The following is a 22283-nucleotide window of genomic DNA, read 5'->3' as shown; positions in this document are numbered from 1 at the left end:
TTCTTGGCACGGAATCTGCATTATCTAGGATAACGATCGAAAACGACAAAATTTTGGCTGGAGGTCAGCTATGGACAAAATGCTCTGGATAGCCATGAGCGGCGCCAAAGAAAACATGAACGCGGTGTCGGTGCGGGCAAATAACCTTGCCAACGCAAACACTGACGGTTTTAAGGCGGATTTGGAACAAGCCCGCTCTATGCAGGCGTTTGGCGAAGGCTTGCCAACGCGGGTGTTTGCCATGACCGAAAGTCCTGGGCAGAACTTTGCCGCAGGTGCGCTGCAAACCACCGGCCGCAATATGGATGTCGCCATAAAAGACCAGGGCTGGATAGCAGTTCAGGATCAAAACGGCAATGAGCGCTACACCCGAAATGGCAGCTTGGAAGTGGGTACCGACGGCCTTCTTAAAAACTCAAAAGGCAACACCATTATTGGTGACAACGGTCCTATTTTTGTGCCGCAACCTGTCGACAAGCTGACAATAGGCTCTAACGGTAATGTGTCCATTCGTCCTATGGGCGCACCGGAAAATGTTATGGAAGTGATAGGCCGTATCAAGTTGGTGAACCCGCCAAATGGCAATATCGAGAAAGGCACGGATGGTTTATTCAAGCTGAAAGATGACCAAGTCGCGCTAGCCGATGCCAACGTTAAATTACAAATTGGTGCTCTGGAAAGCAGCAACGTCAACAGCGTCGAAGAAATGACAAGCATGATTGCTCTGCAGCGCCAATACGAAATGAACGTCAAATTAATGAAAACCGCCGATGAGAACGCACAGCGCTCAGAGTCGCTGATGCGCATCAGTTAGTCGAACTTTCATTAATGGCGTATAGAGGAGACATAACATGAACCCAGCATTATGGATCAGTAAAACCGGACTGGATGCGCAGCAGCGCGATATCTCGGTCATTTCAAATAACCTGGCGAACTCAAGCACCGTTGGTTTTAAGAAAAGTCGCGCGGTGTTTGAAGACTTGCTGTATCAAAACATTAACCAGCCGGGCGGCCAGTCTGCTCAGGACACCGAGTTACCGAATGGCCTTATGGTCGGCGCCGGTACCAAAGTTGTTGCGACGCAAAAATCGCACACTCAAGGTAATGTGCAAACGACCGACAACTCGCTGGATGTGATGATTGACGGCAAAGGTTTCTTCCAGATTTTGATGCCGGACGGAACTATCTCCTACACGCGTAACGGTCAGTTTTCACTAAACGAAGAGGGGGAGATGGTGACTTCGGGTAACGGTTATACGTTAGAGCCGGCTATTCAAATTCCTGAAGACGCTATGTCAGTCAGCATTTCTCAGGAAGGTGAAGTGACGGTAACTCAGCCCGGTAACCCGGACAACGTTGTGGTCGGCCAAATTAACCTGGTCAACTTCATTAACCCAGCGGGTTTAGAGCCTATGGGTCAAAACCTGTATCGCGAGACAGCGGTCAGCGGCGCACCACTTGAGGCTGTGCCAGGTGTTGATGGTATGGGTAACACCATTCAGGGGGCTCTGGAAACCTCTAACGTCAACGTGACTGAAGAGCTGGTCAACCTGATTGAGAGTCAGCGTGGTTACGAGATGAACTCAAAAGTGATTTCCTCGGTTGACCAAATGCTGAGCTTCGTCACCCAGCAACTTTAATAATCAATAACAGGTGGCTGTGATGCGTTACTTATTAGCAACTTTAGCAATTTTAGCGGTGACGGGCTGTGCAAGCTCACCGCATAAGCCAATGCCGGATGACCCTTACTACGCACCGGTATTGCCGGAAGAGCGTGCACAGCCGGTCGTGCCAACGGGGTCTCTATTTCAGGATGCGTACGCAGACAACCTGTACTCAGACATAAAAGCGCGTCGCTTAGGCGACATTATTACGGTGACCCTGCAGGAGCAGACAACCGCCAGTAAAACGGCAACGACTGAAACCTCTAAAGAAAGCACGGCAGAGCTTGGTGCGCCAACAATGTTTGGACGGGATATTACCGTTGGAGGCAACCCGTTGTCTGCTGGCATTAACGGAACGCGGGACTTTAATGGCGACGCCAGTTCGGATCAAAGCAATCAACTTACCGGTGAAATTACTGTGACGGTGATAAAAGTACTGCCGAATGGCAACTTAATAGTGCGTGGTGAGAAGTGGATGCGCATTAATACCGGCGACGAGTACATTCGTTTAACCGGCATGATCCGGCCACGGGACATAACTGCAGCTAACCAAATTCCATCGACTCGTGTTGCCAATGCACGTATTGAATACTCAGGCACGGGCAGCCTTGCCCAAGTGCAGGAGCAGGGCTGGTTAACACGTTTCTTCAACAGTCCAATTTGGCCGTTCTAAGGAGTTGGGCATGAAAGTAGCAAAACTAATTACCTTAACCCTGTGCTTAGTCTCGATGTTGGTAGCACCCGTGCAGGCATCTCGTATTAAAGACATTGCATCGGTGCAGGGTATTCGTGACAACCAGCTAATAGGTTATGGTTTAGTTGTTGGTTTGCCGGGAACGGGCGAGCGAACCCCGTTTACTGACCAAACTTTCCGCACTATGCTGGGTAACTTTGGTATTAATGTCCCCGCTAATGAGCGACCCAAAATTGAAAATGTGGCGGCCGTTGCGGTGCATGCTGACTTGCCGGCTTTCGCGAAACCCGGTCAGAAAATTGATGTGACGGTGTCTTCTGTGGGCAGAGCAGACAGCCTAACCGGCGGTACCTTGCTGCAAACTTTCTTAAAAGGTGCAAACGGCGAAGTGTACGCCGTCGCACAAGGTAACCTGATTGTCGGCGGCTTGGGTGCAGAGGGTAACGACGGTTCCCGTATTGTAATTAATACGCCAACAGTTGGTCGTATACCGGGAGGCGCAACGGTTGAACGTGAAGTGCGCACCTCATTTGGTTCTTCGGACTATTTTACCTTTAACCTGCATCAGTCCGACTTTACAACGGCCAAACGTATGGCTCAGACCATTAATAGTTTAGTCGGTGAAGGCGCTGCGCAGGCTGTGGATGCAACTTCGGTTCGTGTTCGTGCACCGCGTGATATGAATCAGCGCGTGAGTTATATGTCCACGCTGGAAAATTTAGAAGTTCAGCAAGCGTCTGCATCGGCTAAAGTTATTGTGAATTCTCGCACTGGCACTATTGTGGTCGGTCAGAATGTTGAGCTACGACCAGCCGCTGTTGCGCACGGCAACATGCAGGTGACTATTTCCGAAAACGTGAACGTCGACCAACCGAACCCGTTTGGTGACGGTGAAACTGTAGTAACGCCGCAGTCGATTATTGATGTGAACCAAGACGACGCTCGTATGTTTGTATTCCAGCCGGGCACAACGCTTAATGATCTGGTTCGGGCAGTGAATCAAATTGGTGCGGCACCAGGCGACATCATTGCCGTGCTGGAAGCACTAAAACAAGCTGGCGCGCTCAGCGGCGAACTCATTGTTATTTAAGCCGAGGCTGATATGACAAGCTCAAACGCACAATTCAAACAAGCTGAATTAGCCATGGACACGCACAGCCTGAATGGCTTGCGTGAGCGTGCGTTTAACCCGGATGACAAGCAAGCCTTAATGGAGGCGGCGCAGCAGTTCGAAGCCATTTTCCTGAATATGGTCATGGGCAGTATGCGTAAAGCCAACGCCGTATTTGAAGAAGGCAACATGTTGGACAGCCGCTACACCAAGATGTACCGAGATATGTACGATCAGCAGCTGACGTCTGAACTATCCAGTCAGGGCTCGTTAGGTTTGGCTGAGCTTATGGTTAAGCAGCTCGGCGGTGACGACAGCTACCAGCATGGGCATAAGAATCGCTCTGGTGCGAACTTAGATGACCCGCGCATGAAAAACAGAGCGGAAAGACTGAGTGAACACGGTGGTGTCGACGCAGGGCTTTATTACGGCAATAAGCGCGTTAATACCGCTAAGTTAAGTGATGGTGAAGCGCGATTTAACAGCCCCGAGAGTTTTGTCGCAGCGCTTAAGCCGCATGCTGAGAAAATAGCAAAACAGGAAGGGCTGAACCCGAACGCACTTATTGCTCAAGCAGCCCTGGAAACCGGCTGGGGGCAACGATTAGTACCGGGGCGCCATGGCGGCTCAAGCAATAATTTATTCAATATAAAAGCTGACCAGCGCTGGGCAGGCGATAAATCTCACGTCAGTACATTAGAGTTTGACGGCGACGTGGCCCGCAAAGAGCGCGCTGCTTTTCGCTCATACTCTAACGTGGAACAGAGCTTGCAGGACTATGTTGATTTTATAAAAGGGCACCCGCGTTACCAGCAGGCGTTAGAGGTCGCTGATGATCCGGCGCAGTACGCTGAAGCCTTACAGTCAGCGGGGTACGCGACGGATCCTAAATACGCACAAAAAATTCAGTCGGTGTTAAATAACCCGGCATTTGCGGACAAAGCAATTTAAAAGCGTCTGCAATGGGCGGCAAAAAATTGCCGTCTAAACTAAACATTATTTACTCACTGCCGATACAGGGCACAGAGTTACTGGAGAGACATCGATGAGTTTTGACTTATTAAATATCGGTAAAAACGGCATATTAGCTCATCAGCAGAGCCTGCAAATTACCGGTAAAAACATTAATAATACAAACACTCCAAGCTACGTTCGTGAACGCACCGAGTATATGGAAAGCGAGTACGGCGGCTTGGAGCGCCTGCGTGTGCAGCGCATGATCGATGAATTTGCCAATCGCCAGTTACGAAACGACATTTCCAATGTGAGCTACTACGAAGCGAATCTAGAACAGGCAGAGCAGTTAGACACTCTGCTGGGTGATAGCACCACAAACGTAGCTTCATCGGTAGAGAGCTTTTTTAATACTCTACAAGACGCTAATAATGACCCGGGCTCTGTTACAGCCCGCCAGTTGGTGTTAGCGGAAGCGGATGCAATGGTCACTAAGTTCAATGACTTCTCGCAGTATTTAAATGACCAGAAAAGCATCATCAACGACCGTCTGACATTATCAACAGACAGAATTAACTCAATTTCAAAGAACCTGGCAGAGTTGAATTCAAAAATTCAAAACTCCGCGGGAAAAAATAACGATAATGGCGACTTGAACGCATTATTGAATAAGCGCGATGAGCAATTAAGAGAGTTGGCTGAGTTAGTCGAATTCAGTACCGTGGAGCAAAAAAGCGGTGCAGTAAGTGTTAACTTGAAAAACGGCCAGCCTATAGTACTGGAGAATGGTCGTTTCAACGCTGTTGCTATGAAAAGTAACCCTGATACCGAGCGGTTGGAAATGGTGCTAAAAAAAGAGCACAGCGGTGGTAGTGTCAGTGAGTTCTATGTGCCGACTGGTGAGATTGGCGGCTCGATAGGTGGCTATCTTGAGTATCGCGACGAAGTACTAGTGCCAACCCAGAAAAGGTTAGGACAACTTGCTGTTCGTATCGCTGATTCCATGAACACTCAAAACCAAAAAGGTATGGACTTAGACAACCAATTGGGGCGTAAAATATTCGATTTGTCACAAACTGAATCGCAAGCATTGCAGTATGCAGACAATACCGGTACCGGTGAAATAACTGTGCGTATTTTGGAAGGGGATAGTAAGTCGTTTCCTTCAGAAAATTTACGTATTACTAAAACGGGTAACCCGGACGAATACGAAATAGTACCGGTTAATGAAGATGGTTCGGTTGTAAGTGGTGCGGATACAATTACCGTGACTCAAGCGTCGCCGGGAACTATTGATATTAGTGAGCTGGGTATTTCGTTAGACTTAACTGGCGCAGCGGACACAGGTGACCAGTTCCTTGCAAAACCAGCTGACCGCGCAGCATCAGAAATAAGCTTAGCCATTCGGCGTCCGGAAGACATTGCGTTAGCGAATCCTATTCGGGTTAAAGACGGTTTGGACAACCAAGGCGCTGCCGGTATTGAAATAGCAGCTATTAATACACCGGATGATTATTTCGATACTGCAAATAATACTTTACTAGGTACTGCTCCTGCACGCATCGAGGTGACGGGACAGACAGGAAATGCTTATGACCTGGATGTATTTGATAAAGACGGTAATCTTATAAACTCCATTACCGGAACCACCGATCTTAATGGCATTTTAGGTCAGGCGGGTTTAACCGATCCGGACTACGAAGTCGATATTAATGGTGAGCCAGCCGTTGGTGATGAATACACTATCGAATACAACACCAATGGTTTTGATGATAACAGCAATGGTCAGGCAATGGCTGACTTGCAGCGTCAACAACTCGTCCGCCGCTCTGGCGGAGAAGAAGCAGAGCCGACTATGACCTTTAACGAGAGTTACGGTCGCTTAGTGTCGGACGTGGGCAGCCGAGTGAGCCAAAACCGTGTATTACGAGACTCTGCTGAAGCCATAAAGTCACAAACAGAAACGTTGTATGACTCGCAAGCCGGTGTGAACCTGGAAGAAGAAGCGGCGAACCTTATTCAGTACCAGCAAGCGTACACAGCGTCGGCCCGAATTATTACGACATCACAGACTATTTTTGACACCTTGCTGACGTCATTGAGGTAAGAATTATGCGACTAAGTACTAACTTATTTTTCCAGCGTGGGCTGGACAGCTTACAAACCTCACAGAGTCGGTTGGATAAAATTCAGCTAATGCTGACCAAGCAGACAAAAATTCTAAGTCCGGCGGATGACCCTATTGGTAATTCGCAGGTACTGGCGTTGAATGAAAAAATTGGCCAGAACGAACAGTTCGATCGTAACTCGGTAACACTCGAGAACAACCTGCGCCGTGAGGAGAGTGTGTTAAATAGCATCACTGACTCTATTCAAAAGGCCCGGACGCTGGCTGTTCAGGCAGGTAACGCAAGCTATGATCAAACGAACCGTAAAGCGATAGCATCAGAGTTACGCAATATCGAGACTTCTATTTTTGATTTAACCAATGCACAGGACGAGTCAGGCGAATATATATTTGCTGGCTACCAAAATCGTATTCAGCCCATGGAGTTTAATGACGCAGACCAAGCTTATGAGTATGTAGGCGACCAGGGGCAGCGTACGATTCAGTTGTCACCAACGTTATATTTACCAGCAAATGACCCGGGCAGCCGTGCATTTTCTAATGTGTCTAAGCGAGTAGACTTTGAGCTAACCGGTGGAAATAATTTTATCGAGAAAGTCGAAGTTACTGATCGCGACGCACTTATTGCCGATACGGAAGCACGTATTGATGCAGGTGATCCCACTGATTTCACGGTGACCTTTACCGGACCGGACACTTATGAAGTTGATGACGGCGTTAACCCTGTGGTGACAGGAACGGTAACGGACGGCAAAGTCGAATACAACGGCATGGCGCTAGAGCTTAACCCAGATAATATGCCAGCTGCTGGTGATTCGTTCAGCTACTCTATTGGTGAGCCAGTGTCGCGCAACCTGTTAACCCAAATTCGAGACTTGGCCACTGCACTGGAAGAGTCGGCCCCTGAAAGCAAAGGCTTTCATGAAAGCGAAATTGCTTTTGCGCTAGATGATTTTAATACCGTTATTAGCGACTTAACCGACACCCAAGCCTCTGTTGGTGCACGCTTAAACGTTATGGATAATGCAAAACTCAGCAATGCTGATATTGAAATAGTGAATAAGAAGGCACGAGCTGATATTTCCGACGTAGACTACTCAGAAGCCGTAACCGACTTAGTCAAAAACGAAACCATTTACTCAGCAGCCCAACAAGTGTTCAGCCGGGTAAGCCGCCTAAGCTTGTTCGACTATTTATAAACGGATGTAACCTGCCGTTATTACGGCAGGTGAGTTGCTTAAATTACTAACTGACCGTTCTTTATATCGTTCTCCACCTGACATCAATGTCAGGCTATTTAAAAACTTCAAATTTTTTCAAAAAAATTCTAAAGCTCCCCCAAATCCTGCCGATACCTTTTGTGAGAGGAAAATTTAACCAGGCAAAACACGAAGCCGAAACATTCCTCCAGCTTGGCAACAACGATTGAATCCAAGCTTAAGCAGAAACTTAGGAGCATTATCATGGCACTATATGTAAACACTAACGTCAGCTCACTGAACGCACAGCGTCAGCTGATGGGCTCAGGTAACTCGCTTGACCAAGCATTCGAACGTTTGTCGTCAGGCTTCCGTATTAACAGCGCCGCAGATGACGCGGCAGGCTTACAAATTTCCAACCGTTTGGGTTCTCAAATCAACGGCCTGAATCAGGGTAACCGTAATGCAAATGACGCTATCTCAATGGCGCAAACTGCAGAAGGTGCACTGGACGAATCAACTAACATTCTTCAGCGTATGCGTACGCTGTCTATCCAGTCAGCTAACGGCTCAAACTCTGATTCAGATCGTGCAGCATTACAGAAAGAAATCGGTAACTTGCAGCAGGAGCTTACTCGAATTGCTGAAACCACTAGCTTTGGCGGTAAGAACTTATTAGATGGTTCATTTGGTACAGAGCAATATCAAGTTGGCGCGAATGCAAATGAAACTATTTCTGTTCAGTTAGGCAATATGTCAGCTGACGCAATCGGTAGCTATGATGTTAAGGGAGCTTCAACTACATTTGATTCATCAAGTGCAACGGTAGCGGCTAACCAAGACTACACTGAAGTAGACACTTCGACAAACACCTTAGATTTTTCTATCCAAGGCTCGGAAGGCACCGCAGATTACACTTATAGCGATGCGAACACTACTATTACAGATATATCGGAAACGATTAACGCTAAATCAGCTGAGTCAGGCGTTTCAGCTAAAACAAGTGTAACCACAACATTGTCTAACTTGACAAATGATGCAACTGGAACACTTGAGATAGGTGAAAAAACATTCAGTTTAGAAGCTTATGGCGGTGACTTGAGTAAACTGTCTGAAGACCTAGGTAAATCGGGTATTCGCAACGAGATAAAAGATGATGGCTCGTTAGAAATTACAGCAGAAAATGTTAAAGGTGTTAAGGTTTCTGCTGGCGCAACTGACACAGGCTCGGTAGATTTAGCAGGAACAACTGTTGACTTTTCAACAGCAAATAATGCTGGGGTTGTTGATGCTCAGTTAGAACTATCCTCTAGTAACGATTTTGCCGTAACCGATAATGGAGGTGGCACTGATATTGGAGATGCCCTAAATGCTACATCAGGAGATCTTTCAGAGGTAGCTCAAGTAGATATTTCTACTTATGAAGGTTCTCAAGATGCGTTGAAAACAATTGATGCTGCGATTTCTCGTATCGATTCGCAACGAGCAGACTTAGGTGCGGTCCAAAACCGTTTCCAGGCGACAATTCGTAATCAATCGAACATCGCAGAGAACCTGGAAGGTGCGAAGTCTCGAATCAAAGATGCTGACTTTGCTGCAGAAACTGCGAAACTGACTCAGGCTCAGATCCTGCAGCAGGCTTCACAGACTATCCTGGCGCAGGCGAACCAGCGTCCACAGGCGGCACTGCAGTTACTGGGCTAATAGCTCAACTAACTCAATCGTTACTAAAAACCGGGGCTTTGGCTCCGGTTTTTTTATGCCTGTAATTCAGCAACTTAACAATAAAATCGATACCGCTTAAAAAAACTTCAATTAAACGCTAAAGTTTTCAGCACGACTTACCGATAACATACATGGATAATTGTTTTAGTGCTAAACTGCACAGTAACTAAGGAAAAGGTGAGTATTATGGCAGACATGTCAGTTGAAAGCCGCGCGTTAAGTCCCTTAAGTAGTGCAGCGGGTGGTTCACCGAACAAGGCGGAGCGGCCGCAGGACCAAAAGGTCATGGACGCGGTCAGCCAAGTTCAGGAACGCACCGCTGATAAAGTGGAAAAGCAGGCAAGTAGTGAGAGTATTGCAGACACGGTAGAGGAAATGAATCAGTCATCGACTATTCGGAATACCAGTTTGCAGTTTGTATTCGATGAAAGAGACGAGCCACCGGTGGTTAAGGTGATTGATACAGACAACGGTGAAATGATTCGTCAAATTCCGTCAGAATTGGTTGTGAAGTTATCTAAAGCTATTGAAGAAATGGCCGATAACGAGAACAGTCGGATGGGATTTTTATTCGACAACCAGATTTAAGTGAGGTGTTGATATGCCATTAATTTCATCAACGGGTGCGCGTTCAGGGTTAGACCTGCAGGGCATCATCGATGCGACATTAGAGGCCGAGCGTGTTCCTAAGAAAAACCGCTTGGACCAACAGGAAGGCCGCTTAACCGTGGAGCTATCGGCTGTTGGTGAAATGCGTTCGGCATTATCAAAGCTCCAGGAAAGTGCTGAGAAGCTGACTGACGGTAGCTTATTTAGTGCTATGAAAGCGTCCGTTACTCAACCCGATTCTGGTGATGTTGTCAGTGTTGAAAGCTCTGAGGATGCCAGTGCGGGTGACTTTGAACTATTTGTTCAGCAATTAGCGAAAGGCAGTCGCGCCGTGTCTGCTGATGGAGCATTTGTCAGTGCGGATGATCAAGTTAACACCAACGCGGGTTCGTTAACCTTTGGTGCTGGTGATGAGAGTTTTACATTAAATATTGAAGCTGGCTCAACGCTTGAAGATATCCGTAAGGCGGTCAACTCATCTGAGGACAACTTTGGCGTTACAGCGGACATTATTAATACCGGTACTGAAGCGAAGTTAGTCTTCCGCTCAAGTGTCACCGGTGCGGGTAATGATTTAACAGTTACTAACGACAACGCTGAATTTGACGCTATTTCAACTCAAGCCAACGGCGGTGGCGCTGGGGGCATGGCCATTGCCGCAGATGATCAGGCGACTGACGCCATTATTGAGATTGACGGCATTCGGGCTACCAACGACACCAATACTTTCACCGATGTTATTCAGGGATCGACCATTACGGCTCTGAAAGAATCGGAAGGCACTGAAAAGGCGCAGTTGTCGATAGCTCGTGATGACGCCGGTGTTCAAAAGTCCATAGACAGCTTTGTAAAAGCCTATAACAGCACTGTTGATTTGCTCAGTGAAATTGGTGGCGAAGACAGCATGATGCAGGGTGATGCAACTGTTCGTACTCTGAAAGGACAGCTTAACAATGTGCTGACTAGTACTTTTGGTGAAGGGCAAACCTTGTTTGACTTAGGTTTCGGTTTAGACAACGATGGCCGCTTGCAGCAGGAAAACCCAGTCACTAACGTCAAGGATGTGCTCGCTGAAAACCCATCGGCATTACAAAATGTCATTGGTGGCGAAAATGGCTTAGCAGCGCGCATGGAAACTTTACTAGACGGCTATGCTGGTGCCGGTGGCTCCTTGCAACTGCGCCGAGACTCTATCAATGAAAGTTTGGACCGTGTCGAAGAAAGCCGAGAGTCGCTGGCATTGCGCATGGAGTCACTGCGCGAAACACTGAACTCAAAATATCAGGCACTGGATTCCTTAGTTGGGCAGTTGCAAAACCGTGGTAATGCAGTCAGTGCTCAGCTTGCAAACCTCCCTGGATTTACACGGGACAATGATTAATTAGAGGTAATTACGTATGAATATGAAGCTTAAAGGCTACACCAAAGGCTCACTAGAAACCCGTGTTGCGGGTGCAGACCCATATCAGCTAGTACAAATGCTGATGGCGGGTGTGTTAGAGAACCTGAATTACGCCAAAGGAGCGATTCAGCGTAAAGACCTTGAGAAAAAGAGCCATTATTTAAGTAAAGCCCAGGCTATTGTTGATTCTTTGCGTTATAGCCTGGATGACACTGCTGGCGCTGAGGCAACTGGCAACTTACGCGAGCTTTATATGTACATGAGTACGCGTATTGCTGACGCCTCTATTGATATGGATATTGATGCAATTGACGAAGTAGCACGTTTAATGCTGGACATTAAAGGCGCATGGGACCAAATTCCTGCCGACCAGCGTGACGTTGCTATGAACCAAATGCAGCAGGCAGCCGGAGCTTAAATTGTCTGAAGAGACACGCTCACCAGAACAGTTAAGTGGGCTCTACAAGCAGCTAAAACAACAAGTGGCAGACTCAGAGTATGAGTCTGCCGCTGACACTCTCCCTAAAATACTTTCCTTTCTAGAACAGTTACCTGATGGCTGGACAGAGTCTAGCGAATGGGTAACTGCAGTTGCTGCGGTTGATAGCTACCTCAATGAAGTACAACCAGAGCTAGAAAAAGTCCTCGAAGAAACCAGCGCAGCTATTACCAAAATTGGTAAAAGCAAGAAAGGCGTCAGAGCTTATACCAAATAAAAAAACCGGCTAAAAAGCCGGCTTTTCTTTCCCTACGCTACAAGCCTAGGTCAGTAAATTTCTTTACAGTGCTTGGATCTTAGCGTTTAAACGGCTCTTATGACGTGCCGCTTTGTTTTTGCTGATAAGACCTTTAGTCGCGTAACGGTCCAGCATTGGGGTTACGTCTTTCATTGCAGCGTTTGCTGCTTCTTTATCTTTGCTTTCAATTGCTGCGTTTACACGTTTAAGGTAAGTACGCATCATTGAACGACGGCTTGCATTGTGGCGGCGATTTTTCTCGGCCTGAATCGCACGCTTTTTAGCAGACTTAATGTTAGCCAAGGTGAACTCCTAAATTCATTAACAGAACGCTTCTCTTATAAAGGTTGGCGATTATGCCGTTTTTGCCGCAAAAGTCAACAGCTGAGGTAAGAAAAAATAGCTTTTCGGACTCTTTGCTGACAAGCTTTCATTGTCGACGTACAATCCTTATTCAGCTGCAATGTTAACTCAATAACTCAGGGACGAAAAACGTGTCGAAAGCCTTGCTCCGCTCCGGTTTCATCGTAAGTTTCATGACCCTCATTTCGCGGGTTTTGGGCTTAGTGCGCGATGTGGTCATTGCTAACCTTATGGGCGCAGGCGCGGCGGCGGATGTCTTCTTCTTTGCGAACAAAATCCCGAACTTTCTCCGACGCTTATTTGCCGAGGGCGCATTTGCTCAGGCGTTCGTGCCAGTACTCACTGAATACAAGCAAGGCAAAGAGTTGCCTGAGCAACAGCTCTTAATTGCGCGTGTGTCAGGTACGCTGGGCACTATTATTACCGTGGTGACTTTGTTTGGTGTTATTGCATCACCTATTGTCACGGCGCTGTTTGGCATGGGCTGGTTTCTGGACTGGTGGAACGACGGCCCGCAGGGGCATAAGTTCGTGCTGGCCAGTGACTTGCTTCGCATTACCTTTCCTTATTTATGGTTCATTACCTTTACTGCCATGGCGGGTGCCATTCTCAACACGCTTGGGAAGTTCGCAGTGGCTGCATTTACGCCGGTGTTTTTAAACATAGCCATTATCTCTGCCGCCGTCTGGCTAGCACCGAATATGGAGCAACCGGAATACGGGCTTGCGTGGGGCGTATTCTTCGGTGGTTTAATCCAGCTGCTGTTCCAAATTCCGTTTTTGAAAAAAGCCGGACTGTTGGTGAGGCCCAAGTGGGGCTGGAAAGACCCGGGCGTCACCAAAATTCGCAAGCTGATGCTGCCGGCTATTTTCGGGGTTTCGGTGAGCCAAATTAATCTGTTACTCGATACACTCATAGCCAGTTTCTTAATGACCGGTTCTATCAGTTGGCTGTATTACTCAGACCGGCTTCTGGAGTTTCCGTTAGGGCTCTTCGGTATCGCCATAGCAACGGTCATACTGCCGGCTCTATCTTCGCGCCATGTTGATAAGTCCACACAAAACTTCAGCTCCACTTTGGACTGGGGCGTACGCATGGTGCTGCTTTTGGGCGTACCGGCTATGGCGGGGTTATTTGTACTCGCTGAGCCTATGTTAATGGTGCTCTTTATGCACGGAGCCTTTAGCCCGGAAGATGCGCGCATGGCGTCGTATAGCTTAATGGCGTACGCAACAGGCCTTGTCAGTTTTATGTTGGTAAAAGTACTGGCAACGGGCTTTTACTCGCGGCAGGACACTAAGCGCCCGGTCAAATTTGGCATTATTGCTATGGTTTCGAATATGGTGTTTAACGTCGCGCTGGCCATTCCCTTTAGTTATGTAGGCTTGGCAATGGCAACGGCGGCGTCCGCAGCTATTAACGCAGGCCTGTTGGGCTTTACCTTATATAAAGAAGGGGTTTTAAAAGCACAGCCAGGCACGTGGCGCTTCATCGTTCAGGTGATTTTGGCAACGGCAGTCATGATAGGCGTCATTCTATGGCTAAACCCAGACGAAACAGCATGGCAACAAAGTAGTTTAGTAGAGCGGCCGTGGCTACTGGCACAAATGATAGGTGCTGGCGTGGCTGCCTATTTAGTGACCTTGCTTGTCACGGGGATGCGACCGCGACATTTCCGTGCTCGCGAGTACTGATTATCACGCGGTTATCGGTTATAATCGCGACTTTCTCAAACGACCTTAAGACTGTTCGGGTATGGAACTGATTCGCGGTACTCACAATTTACGAGACGAGCATAATGGCTGCGTACTAACCATTGGTAACTTCGATGGTGTGCATTTGGGCCATCAGGCGGTATTGGCTCAGGTGCGTGAGAAAGCGAAGCAGCTTGGTGTTCCGTCAGCAGTTATGACCTTCGAGCCGCAGCCGCAGGAGTTGTTCCAACCAGAACAAGCACCGGCACGCCTGACCAATTGGCGCGAGAAGTATACGGCGTTAAAAGCGCAGAATATCGACCGTCATATCGTTATTGAGTTTAATAAAAAGTTTGCTAGCCAGCCGGCTCAGGAATTCATTGAACAGACCCTGGTTAAAAAGCTGGGCGTAAAATTCCTGGTGGTGGGCGATGACTTTCGTTTTGGCTTTAAGCGAGAAGGCGATTTTGAGCTGCTGAAAAAAGAGGGCGACAAGCTGGGCTTTGAAGTGGTCGACACGCGCAGTTATCGTCAACAACAACAGCGTGTCAGCAGCACGGCCATTCGCCAGGCGTTGGATGACGGTGACTTTGAGCTTGCCGAACAAATGCTGGGCCGACCATACCAAATGATGGGAAAAGTGGTTCATGGCCGCAAGAATGGCCGAACTATTGGTTTTCCTACGGCAAATGTGCCATTAAAGCGTCTTAAAAGTCCGTTGCATGGGGTGTTCGCGGTAACAGCGACACACGAGAAAAGTGGACAAACTTATTCCGGTGTCGCCAATTTAGGCACACGGCCCACATTAAATGGCGACGAAGTGCAGCTAGAGGTGCATTTGTTTGAGTTTTCAGGCAATCTGTACGGTCAGAATTTAACGGTCACTCCGGTGGCTAAATTGCGTAACGAGCAACGCTTTGCGTCGTTACAGCATTTACAAGAACAAATTGAAAAAGATGCCGCCCGCGCACGCGATGCTTTAGCGTGCCGGAGTCAGTAACTATGCGGAAATGGAAACAGTGACTAATGAGTGATTACAAACACACCTTAAACTTGCCAGAAACAGCGTTCCCAATGCGCGGCAACTTGGCTCAGCGCGAGCCGAAAATGCTGGAGCAATGGTATGAAGATGACCTTTACGGTCAAATTCGTGAAGCCAAAAACGGCAAGCCGAAATTTATTCTGCACGACGGCCCTCCTTACGCAAACGGGCAAATTCACATTGGTCACGCCGTAAATAAAATTCTGAAAGACGTTATTGTTAAAGCGAAAACATTAAGCGACTTTGATGCGCCGTATGTGCCCGGCTGGGACTGCCACGGACTGCCCATTGAGCTACAGGTAGAGAAAAAGCACGGAAAACCGGGTAAAAAGCTCGACTTAGCTCAGTTCCGCGAAAAATGCCGTGAATACGCGCAAACCCAAATTGATCAGCAACGCACTGACTTTAAACGCCTGGGGGTACTAGGCGACTGGGACAACCCGTACCTGACCATGAACTTTAAGCAGGAAGCGGACAGCGTTCGGGCTTTGGCAAAAATTATTGATAAAGGCCATTTGCATCAAGGCTTTAAGCCGGTGCATTGGTGTACAGACTGTGGCTCGGCTCTGGCCGAAGCGGAAGTTGAGTATAAAGACAAAAACTCGCCGGCAATTGATGTGCGTCTGCCTGTTGCGGCTAGCGCAGAGACGGTAGAACGCTTTAGCACGCCAGAAGGGCATGTGGGTGACGGCGATGTCAGCATGGTTATCTGGACCACCACTCCGTGGACCATTCCGGCAAACCGTGCGGTAACTTTGGCCGAAGGCCTCGAGTACACGCTGGTGCAAATTGAAGCCGACGGCGAACAGCCGGCAGAGCGCGTCATTTTAGCTGACGACCTGGTCACGGACTGCATGGAGCGCTGGAATATTGCGCATTACCATAAGCTGGGCTTCTGCAAAGGTAAAGACTTAGAAGGGCTGCAGCTTCAGCATCCGTTATTTGATTTGCAAGTACCGATTATTTTAGGCGACCACGTTACGACTGAAAGCGGTACAGGCTGTGTCCACACGGCACCAGGCCATGGTGTTGACGACTTTTTGGTCGGTCAGAAATACGGACTGGAAGTGTATAACCCAGTGGGCGATAACGGTGTGTATAAAGACGACACGCCACTATTTGCCGGTCAGCATGTCTTCAAAGCGAACGAACCTATCGTGGATAAGCTGCGCGAAGTTGGCAACCTGATGCATGCAGAAAGTTACAACCACTCGTACCCGCATTGCTGGCGCCATAAAACACCGATTATTTTCCGTGCGACGCCGCAGTGGTTTATTAGCATGGACAAAAAAGGTTTGCGTGCCGGCGCATTAGATCAAATTAAGAAAGTGGGCTGGTTCCCTGAGTGGGGGCAAAGCCGTATTGAGTCGATGGTTGAAGGGCGTCCGGACTGGTGTATTTCTCGCCAGCGCACATGGGGCAACCCTATTGCGGTTTTCGTGAACCGTGAAACCGATGAGCTGCACCCGAATACATTGGAATTAATGGAAAAGGTTGCACAGCTGATTGAGAAAGAGGGTGTGCAGGCGTGGTTCGATTTAGAGCCAGAGACGTTGTTGGGCGATGAAGCGGATAAATACCGTAAAGTCACCGACACGCTGGACGTTTGGTTCGACTCAGGTGTGACGCACCACTGCGTATTACGCGAATTTGATGGTTTACGTTGGCCAGCAGACTTGTACCTGGAAGGCTCGGATCAGCACCGTGGCTGGTTCCAGAGCTCATTGGTCACAGGCGTCGCTATGTATGACGAAGCACCGTACCATCAAGTTCTGACACACGGCTTTACTGTTGACGCGCAAGGTCGCAAGATGTCGAAGTCAGTGGGTAACGTGGTTGCACCGCAGGACGTGATGAATAAGCTAGGTGGCGACATTCTGCGCTTGTGGGTCGCTTCGGCCGATTATTCAGGCGAAATGACGGTATCCGATGAAATTCTAAAGCGCTCTGCCGATGCGTACCGCCGTATTCGTAATACGTCACGCTTCTTGTTGGCTAACTTAAGTGGCTTCGACCCGAAAAAAGATACCGTTGCAATGGACGACATGGTCGAGCTGGATCGCTGGATCGTCGGTCGTGCTGCAGACTTACAGAAGCAGTTACTGGAAGCGTACGACAACTATCAGTTCCACAGCGTGGTGCAAAAATTAATGCACTTCTGCTCGATTGAACTGGGCAGTTTTTATCTGGATATCATTAAAGACCGCCAGTATACGGCTAAGTCTGATGGATTGGCGCGTCGTTCATGTCAGACCGCACTGCATCATATCGCCGAAGCGTTGGTTCGCTGGATGGCCCCAATTTGTAGCTTTACGGCTCAGGAAATTTGGGGCTTATTGCCGGGCGAGCGTGGCGAGTATGTCTTTACCGAAAGTTGGTATGAAGGCTTTAGCGACTTTGCCGGTGTGAGTGACACCGAAAACGAATTTTGGATGCAGCTGCTGGACGTACGTGACACCGTTAACCAAGCGCTGGAGCAGTCGCGTCGTGACGATGTGATTGGCGGCTCGCTGCAGGCAGAAGTAACCTTATATGCCGATGATAAGCTGGCGACCTCTCTGAACCGTTTAGGTGAAGAGCTGCGTTTTGCATTGCTGACCTCTGAAGCTCGTGTTGAAGCATTGGATAACGCTCCAGCTAACGCGGTTAAAGCGGAGAAACTGGCACTGGCGGTGGAAGTTAAGCAGAGTACTTATAAAAAATGTGAGCGCTGCTGGCATCATCGTGAAGAAGTTGGCACTTTGTCAGAGCACGATGACTTGTGTCAGCGCTGTGTAACTAATATTGATGGTGAAGGTGAGGAGCGTCGTTTTGCCTGATTTTGCACACTCAAAAAGAGCCACTGGCTTACGCTTTTTGTGGCTGACGCTGTTGCTGTTCGTGATCGACCAAGTCACCAAAATTTGGGTGGCTGGTGAGTTCGAGCTGTATGAAAGTCGCGTGGTCATAGAGGGCTTGTTCAACTTCACCTATGTCCATAACTACGGTGCCGCATTTAGCTTTTTAAGTGACAGTGGCGGCTGGCAGCGTTGGCTGTTTACGGCTATCGCGATTGCCATTAGTGTGGTGCTGCTTATTTGGATGCGCCGTAATCCAGTGGGTTTATGGCGTCAGAACCTGGCTTTTGCACTGATTTTAGCCGGCGCGATAGGCAATGTTGCCGATCGCTTGATGTACGGTTATGTCATCGACTTTTTCGATGTGCATTATCAAGGTTGGCATTGGCCAGCGTTTAACGTTGCTGATATGGCAATAACGATAGGCGCCGCTTTGATGTTGCTGGAAGCCTTTTTTGATAACCGTCGTGACAAACTGGACGAGGGTGACAAGTCGTAGGGGTACGTTTTGAGTCGTTTACCAATTGAGCATGGCCGCGAAGTGGTCATGCACTTTACCATTAAGCTGACCGATGGGTCGGTTGCAGACAGTACGAAAATGTCGGGTAAACCGGCCAAGTTCCGTATGGGCGACGGTAGCTTAACGGAAAATTTTGAAGCCTGTTTGGTTGGCTTGCGTGAAGGGGCAGAGCGTGAATTTACGCTGGAGCCTAAAGACGCGTTCGGAGAGCCAAACCCGGATAACTATTATTACGTTGATTCGGCGAAGTTTTCGGACGAGACTAGGCCGGAAGTGGGGGCAATTTTAGCCTTTACTCAACCGGATGGAACGGACTTACCGGGAATTGTTCGAAAAATTGAAGGTCCAACAGTGACTATCGATTTTAATCACCCACTGGCAGGACAGACGGTGATTTTTGAAGTAGAAATTATCAGCGTTGAGCCGTAACTGACTGAGTCGGTTGAACGCAGGAGGAACTATGCAGATTTTGTTGGCGAACCCACGTGGCTTTTGTGCAGGTGTTGATAGAGCCATAACCATTGTTGAGCGTGCTTTAGAGATTTTTGAGCCGCCAATTTATGTGCGTCATGAAGTGGTTCACAACAAATACGTCGTCAATAAATTGCGTGATGCAGGCGCTATTTTTGTTGAAGAGCTGCATGAAGTGCCAGACGATCATATCGTGATTTTCAGTGCTCACGGCGTATCTCAGGCGGTACGTCAGGAAGCAAAAGATCGCGGCTTGAAAGTGTTTGATGCCACTTGTCCGTTAGTGACTAAAGTACATATGGAAGTCACCCGTGCCAGCCGCAAAGGCCACGAGTGTGTGCTCATTGGTCATGCCGGCCATCCGGAAGTTGAAGGCACAATGGGCCAGTATAAAAACGAAGAAGGCGGCATTTATCTGGTTGAGTCGCCAGAAGACGTTGACAAGCTGGAAGTTAAAGACCCGAAAAACCTTCATTATATGAGCCAAACAACGTTGTCGGTTGATGACACTGCCGACGTTATTGAAGCCCTGCGTCAGAAATTCCCAGATATTAACGGCCCACGAAAAGACGATATTTGCTATGCCACCCAAAACCGACAGGACGCAGTGCGTGAATTGGCCAGTGACGCGGATATAATGTTGGTTGTAGGAGCGCGCAATAGCTCGAACTCAAACCGTTTGCGTGAGCTCTCAGAAAAGATAGGCACACCGGCTTATTTAATTGATGATGCCAGCTGTATTGATAAGTCATGGCTTGAAGGCAAAGAAAAAGTCGCTGTCACAGCCGGCGCATCAGCACCTGAAGTATTGGTGCAGGAAGTCATTGCCAAGTTGCAGTCCTGGGGTGGAAAAACGGCTGTAGAACTCAGTGGCCGCGAAGAAAACATCACTTTCTCTATTCCGCCAGAGTTAAGACCTCACCCAGCAGCTTAGTTTGAATGGCCGTTAAAATAACTGTTCAGGACTAATATCCAATGCAATAGCGATGCGTTTTAACGTATCGCTTCTTGGGTTATACCCAGGGCGTTCCATCTGTGCGACGGCTGACTGTGAAATACCAAGCTTATCTGCTAACTCTGTCTGACTGATTGTCTTAAACTTTCTCCAGGCTGCGATCATATTGCCCCCTGTTGATAGGCTGAGCTCTACTACCTCGTGAGGAATAAATTCATTGCTGTTCTGAGAGTGGAGCAGGGCGATATAATCTTCGTAGGGAATAACGGCATACTCGGGTTGCCCATTTTTCTCAATAATTTGTACGTCAGTAGGTGCGTTCATCTCTCTTTTTCACCTCGTTTATGCGAACAATTCTGACTGTGTCGAGATGGGTGAACAGAACTCTGTAACGTCCAACTCTCAGCCGATATAAATGGGTTGCTCCCTTTAGCTTTTTTACATGTAAGCAATTAGGAAACCTCTTCAATGTTGAGACTTTCTCAACGACGGGCTCCTTAGCAACTTCAGATATTTTATGAAGTTGCTTAATGGCTTTCCTTGTCCATTCTATTTTATTCATTATATATTATAAATAAGTTATTGCTAATTTATCGAGATAACCAGATTTGTAACGAGTAAGAGTTGTCTTCGCCCCAGATTACTTTGGTATTAACTGAAACATTGTTCTCGTTTACTGGGTTAATAATGGAGCTGATAAGAAATCCGTTAATCTCGGCTTCAGGTCGAGGGGGAGAGCCGTTCCTCCAAGCAATATGAGCATCTTGTATATAGCTATTTAAAGCTTCCACAGCCTGTGCTTTGCGCTCAGCTCTCTCAATAGCAGTTAATCCTATCTGAAGCAGTTGTTGGCTGCTTACAGCCCACATCGCCACAAGTGCGGAAGCGACTAATGTCTCAACCAGCGAAAAGCCTTTACTGCTGTGATGACTCATAAAGCACTTTTTGTTGGTTAAAGTCAGCCGCAAGTTGTTCAGAAAGCACTTGCCACTGATGCGCTTGTTGAGCCTCCAGCATTTGCGCATAAAACAACAGAGCAGCCAAGCTCGCGGAGCTAAGGCTTATGAGTGTGACTAACGTCAGTATCAACGCGAATCCTTTCGCTTTCATAATGAACATCCATTTCTGTTACTGAGGGAAAACGGTAATTGTCCGATTAAATTGTTGTTCCTGAACGCCTTGGGTTGTCTCTCGCGAAATCAACAATGTAATAAACAGCTTTGAGCTGTTTCCTGAATTTAAGGAGGCGTCAGCTTCAACCCGTAATTCCTGAACGTAAAATTGCGCACTATCGGTTAACGACTGCCAACCATAACCCGCGCAGTCCAGCGTCATAGGGTTATGTTGTAATTGATAACGTCTAACCCGAAAACCGACAGAGCCTCCGTTTTGTGTCGGAAAGACATAGCAACCACGCTCCGGGTTTTGGACGTCTGCAACCACCGAATTGCTTAAACTGCTTAAAAACGTCTCTGCGACCGCTTGCCCGCTCAACATAAACCGTGCCTTTGATACCGAGCTATGTTGAGCGCCTTTCTGCCATTGCAATAACTGTTGTGCGGTCATGACAATAATGGCTCCCAGCGACGCAGCAATAAGTACTTCAACCAGGCTGTACCCATCGCTTTTTTGAGCGATATTTCTTTCTAGCATAAGGGCAAACCGGGCAAAGCTGGCCCATGACTGACACAGGAGCGAACACGTCCTTTGCTACTAATAATGACTTTAACGGTATTATTTTCGTTCATGATTCGAATATGCCCGGGCACAGCCCCGCCAGAAGCACCGTAGAATATTAACGGGCTTGTTGAGCTATAAGTCGACTCCGTTGCCAGCTCAAACACATTTGAACGACCTTCGAGAGGCACAAGCTCTGCAATTATACTGTCCTCTGCTCGTTGTGCTTTTGCTTTGACTTGGTGTAAATACGACAGCCACCGAGAACTTGCCTGCTGCAGCAATAAACTCTCAGTCTGCTGTTTGAACAAAGGCATCGACAAGGCACCTAACCCAGCCGTTATAGCCAATGCAATCAGCAATTCAATTAAGGAGTAACCGCGCACAGAGCCCCCTGTTATTCGAAGTGCAGATAGTTTAGCCGTAAGCAGAAAAATGTCTGTAAGCTAGTTCGCAATGTATTGTCAGCAAGTATTTAAAAAGCTGGCTCGATTCTTGAAT

25 protein-coding genes are annotated in these 22283 nt (G+C 48.0%); 18 read left to right on the top strand and 7 right to left on the bottom strand.

Features of this window, described 5'->3' with window-relative positions; translation table 11 throughout:
- Positions 1 to 70 precede the first annotated feature (70 nt).
- From flgF to BLT32_RS03815, 12 genes are all read left to right on the top strand, one after another.
- Positions 71 to 814: a flagellar basal-body rod protein FlgF gene (gene flgF, locus BLT32_RS03870; protein ID WP_053952971.1), complete on the top strand. Its 744-nt coding sequence runs from the start codon at positions 71 to 73 to the stop codon at positions 812 to 814.
- Positions 815 to 851: 37 nt separating this feature from the next.
- A complete protein-coding gene (gene flgG, locus BLT32_RS03865) occupies positions 852 to 1640 on the top strand; it encodes a flagellar basal-body rod protein FlgG (protein ID WP_053952970.1) in 789 nt (262 codons plus the stop codon).
- A 22-nt stretch (positions 1641 to 1662) separates the two neighbouring features.
- Complete coding sequence (gene flgH, locus BLT32_RS03860; RefSeq protein ID WP_053952969.1) at positions 1663 to 2337, top strand: flagellar basal body L-ring protein FlgH; 675 nt, start codon at positions 1663 to 1665, stop codon at positions 2335 to 2337.
- A gap of 55 nt (positions 2338 to 2392) precedes the next feature.
- On the top strand, positions 2393 to 3448 hold the full coding sequence (locus BLT32_RS03855) for a flagellar basal body P-ring protein FlgI (protein ID WP_407716538.1): 1056 nt from the start codon (positions 2393 to 2395) through the stop codon (positions 3446 to 3448).
- A gap of 12 nt (positions 3449 to 3460) precedes the next feature.
- Positions 3461 to 4420 carry a flagellar assembly peptidoglycan hydrolase FlgJ gene (gene flgJ / locus BLT32_RS03850; protein WP_053952967.1) on the top strand — a complete coding sequence of 320 codons (960 nt, stop codon included), beginning with the start codon at positions 3461 to 3463 and terminating at the stop codon, positions 4418 to 4420.
- A 94-nt stretch (positions 4421 to 4514) separates the two neighbouring features.
- The gene (gene flgK, locus BLT32_RS03845; protein ID WP_053952966.1) at positions 4515 to 6530 is read left to right on the top strand and encodes a flagellar hook-associated protein FlgK; all 2016 of its coding nucleotides are present in this window, start codon (positions 4515 to 4517) and stop codon (positions 6528 to 6530) included.
- 5 nt (positions 6531 to 6535) lie between these two features.
- Positions 6536 to 7750: a flagellar hook-associated protein FlgL gene (gene flgL / locus BLT32_RS03840; RefSeq protein ID WP_053952965.1), complete on the top strand. Its 1215-nt coding sequence runs from the start codon at positions 6536 to 6538 to the stop codon at positions 7748 to 7750.
- Positions 7751 to 8014: 264 nt separating this feature from the next.
- On the top strand, positions 8015 to 9454 hold the full coding sequence (locus tag BLT32_RS03835) for a flagellin (protein ID WP_053952964.1): 1440 nt from the start codon (positions 8015 to 8017) through the stop codon (positions 9452 to 9454).
- Between the two features lie 207 nt (positions 9455 to 9661).
- Positions 9662 to 10063 carry a flagellar protein FlaG gene (locus BLT32_RS03830; RefSeq protein ID WP_053952963.1) on the top strand — a complete coding sequence of 134 codons (402 nt, stop codon included), beginning with the start codon at positions 9662 to 9664 and terminating at the stop codon, positions 10061 to 10063.
- Between the two features lie 13 nt (positions 10064 to 10076).
- Positions 10077 to 11465 (top strand): flagellar filament capping protein FliD, encoded by a 1389-nt coding sequence (fliD, locus tag BLT32_RS03825; RefSeq protein WP_053952962.1) that lies wholly within the window; start codon positions 10077 to 10079, stop codon positions 11463 to 11465.
- A gap of 16 nt (positions 11466 to 11481) precedes the next feature.
- Positions 11482 to 11904 carry a flagellar export chaperone FliS gene (gene fliS / locus BLT32_RS03820; protein WP_053952961.1) on the top strand — a complete coding sequence of 141 codons (423 nt, stop codon included), beginning with the start codon at positions 11482 to 11484 and terminating at the stop codon, positions 11902 to 11904.
- A 1-nt stretch (position 11905) separates the two neighbouring features.
- Positions 11906 to 12202, top strand: coding sequence for a hypothetical protein (locus BLT32_RS03815; protein ID WP_053952960.1), 297 nt, complete (start codon positions 11906 to 11908; stop codon positions 12200 to 12202).
- A gap of 63 nt (positions 12203 to 12265) precedes the next feature.
- Here the strand turns inward: BLT32_RS03815 and rpsT are convergent, their stop codons facing one another.
- On the bottom strand, positions 12266 to 12526 hold the full coding sequence (rpsT, locus tag BLT32_RS03810) for a 30S ribosomal protein S20 (RefSeq protein ID WP_053952959.1): 261 nt from the start codon (positions 12524 to 12526) through the stop codon (positions 12266 to 12268).
- Between the two features lie 191 nt (positions 12527 to 12717).
- On the opposite strand from rpsT, the gene murJ reads away from it, so the two are divergent.
- From murJ to ispH, 6 genes are all read left to right on the top strand, one after another.
- The gene (murJ, locus tag BLT32_RS03805) at positions 12718 to 14280 is read left to right on the top strand and encodes a murein biosynthesis integral membrane protein MurJ (protein ID WP_053952958.1); all 1563 of its coding nucleotides are present in this window, start codon (positions 12718 to 12720) and stop codon (positions 14278 to 14280) included.
- 61 nt (positions 14281 to 14341) lie between these two features.
- A complete protein-coding gene (gene ribF / locus BLT32_RS03800) occupies positions 14342 to 15280 on the top strand; it encodes a bifunctional riboflavin kinase/FAD synthetase (RefSeq protein ID WP_053952957.1) in 939 nt (312 codons plus the stop codon).
- Between the two features lie 26 nt (positions 15281 to 15306).
- Positions 15307 to 18141: an isoleucine--tRNA ligase gene (gene ileS / locus BLT32_RS03795; RefSeq protein WP_053952956.1), complete on the top strand. Its 2835-nt coding sequence runs from the start codon at positions 15307 to 15309 to the stop codon at positions 18139 to 18141.
- Entirely contained in the window at positions 18134 to 18658 is a 525-nt protein-coding gene (lspA, locus tag BLT32_RS03790) for a signal peptidase II (RefSeq protein WP_053952955.1), read from the top strand. The genes ileS and lspA overlap by 8 nt, the downstream gene beginning before the upstream one ends.
- Before the next feature lie 9 nt (positions 18659 to 18667).
- Entirely contained in the window at positions 18668 to 19108 is a 441-nt protein-coding gene (gene fkpB, locus BLT32_RS03785; protein WP_053952954.1) for an FKBP-type peptidyl-prolyl cis-trans isomerase, read from the top strand.
- Between the two features lie 31 nt (positions 19109 to 19139).
- On the top strand, positions 19140 to 20084 hold the full coding sequence (gene ispH / locus BLT32_RS03780; protein ID WP_053952953.1) for a 4-hydroxy-3-methylbut-2-enyl diphosphate reductase: 945 nt from the start codon (positions 19140 to 19142) through the stop codon (positions 20082 to 20084).
- Positions 20085 to 20096: 12 nt separating this feature from the next.
- On the opposite strand, the gene BLT32_RS03775 is transcribed toward ispH, so the two are convergent.
- Genes BLT32_RS03775 through BLT32_RS03750 form a run of 6 tightly spaced genes read right to left on the bottom strand, consistent with a single transcriptional unit; the run spans position 20097 to position 22168 of the window.
- Positions 20097 to 20429 (bottom strand): helix-turn-helix domain-containing protein, encoded by a 333-nt coding sequence (locus BLT32_RS03775; RefSeq protein WP_053952952.1) that lies wholly within the window; start codon positions 20427 to 20429, stop codon positions 20097 to 20099.
- Positions 20413 to 20667 carry a type II toxin-antitoxin system RelE family toxin gene (locus tag BLT32_RS13150; RefSeq protein WP_053952951.1) on the bottom strand — a complete coding sequence of 85 codons (255 nt, stop codon included), beginning with the start codon at positions 20665 to 20667 and terminating at the stop codon, positions 20413 to 20415. Before BLT32_RS13150 ends, BLT32_RS03775 begins: the two co-directional genes overlap by 17 nt.
- Positions 20668 to 20695: 28 nt before the next feature.
- Positions 20696 to 21040: a PulJ/GspJ family protein gene (locus tag BLT32_RS03765; protein ID WP_053952950.1), complete on the bottom strand. Its 345-nt coding sequence runs from the start codon at positions 21038 to 21040 to the stop codon at positions 20696 to 20698.
- Positions 21021 to 21215 (bottom strand): hypothetical protein, encoded by a 195-nt coding sequence (locus BLT32_RS12905; protein ID WP_053953015.1) that lies wholly within the window; start codon positions 21213 to 21215, stop codon positions 21021 to 21023. The genes BLT32_RS03765 and BLT32_RS12905 overlap by 20 nt, the downstream gene beginning before the upstream one ends.
- A gap of 18 nt (positions 21216 to 21233) precedes the next feature.
- Entirely contained in the window at positions 21234 to 21758 is a 525-nt protein-coding gene (locus BLT32_RS03755; protein WP_053952949.1) for a prepilin-type N-terminal cleavage/methylation domain-containing protein, read from the bottom strand.
- A complete protein-coding gene (locus BLT32_RS03750; protein WP_235443949.1) occupies positions 21752 to 22168 on the bottom strand; it encodes a prepilin-type N-terminal cleavage/methylation domain-containing protein in 417 nt (138 codons plus the stop codon). The genes BLT32_RS03755 and BLT32_RS03750 overlap by 7 nt, the downstream gene beginning before the upstream one ends.
- Positions 22169 to 22283 lie beyond the last annotated feature (115 nt).

The organism is Idiomarina zobellii (genome assembly GCF_900100855.1).
Taxonomy (GTDB): domain Bacteria; phylum Pseudomonadota; class Gammaproteobacteria; order Enterobacterales; family Alteromonadaceae; genus Idiomarina; species Idiomarina zobellii.
Note: the sequence above shows the minus strand (reverse complement) of the source record. Positions and strands in the feature narration are given on the sequence as shown.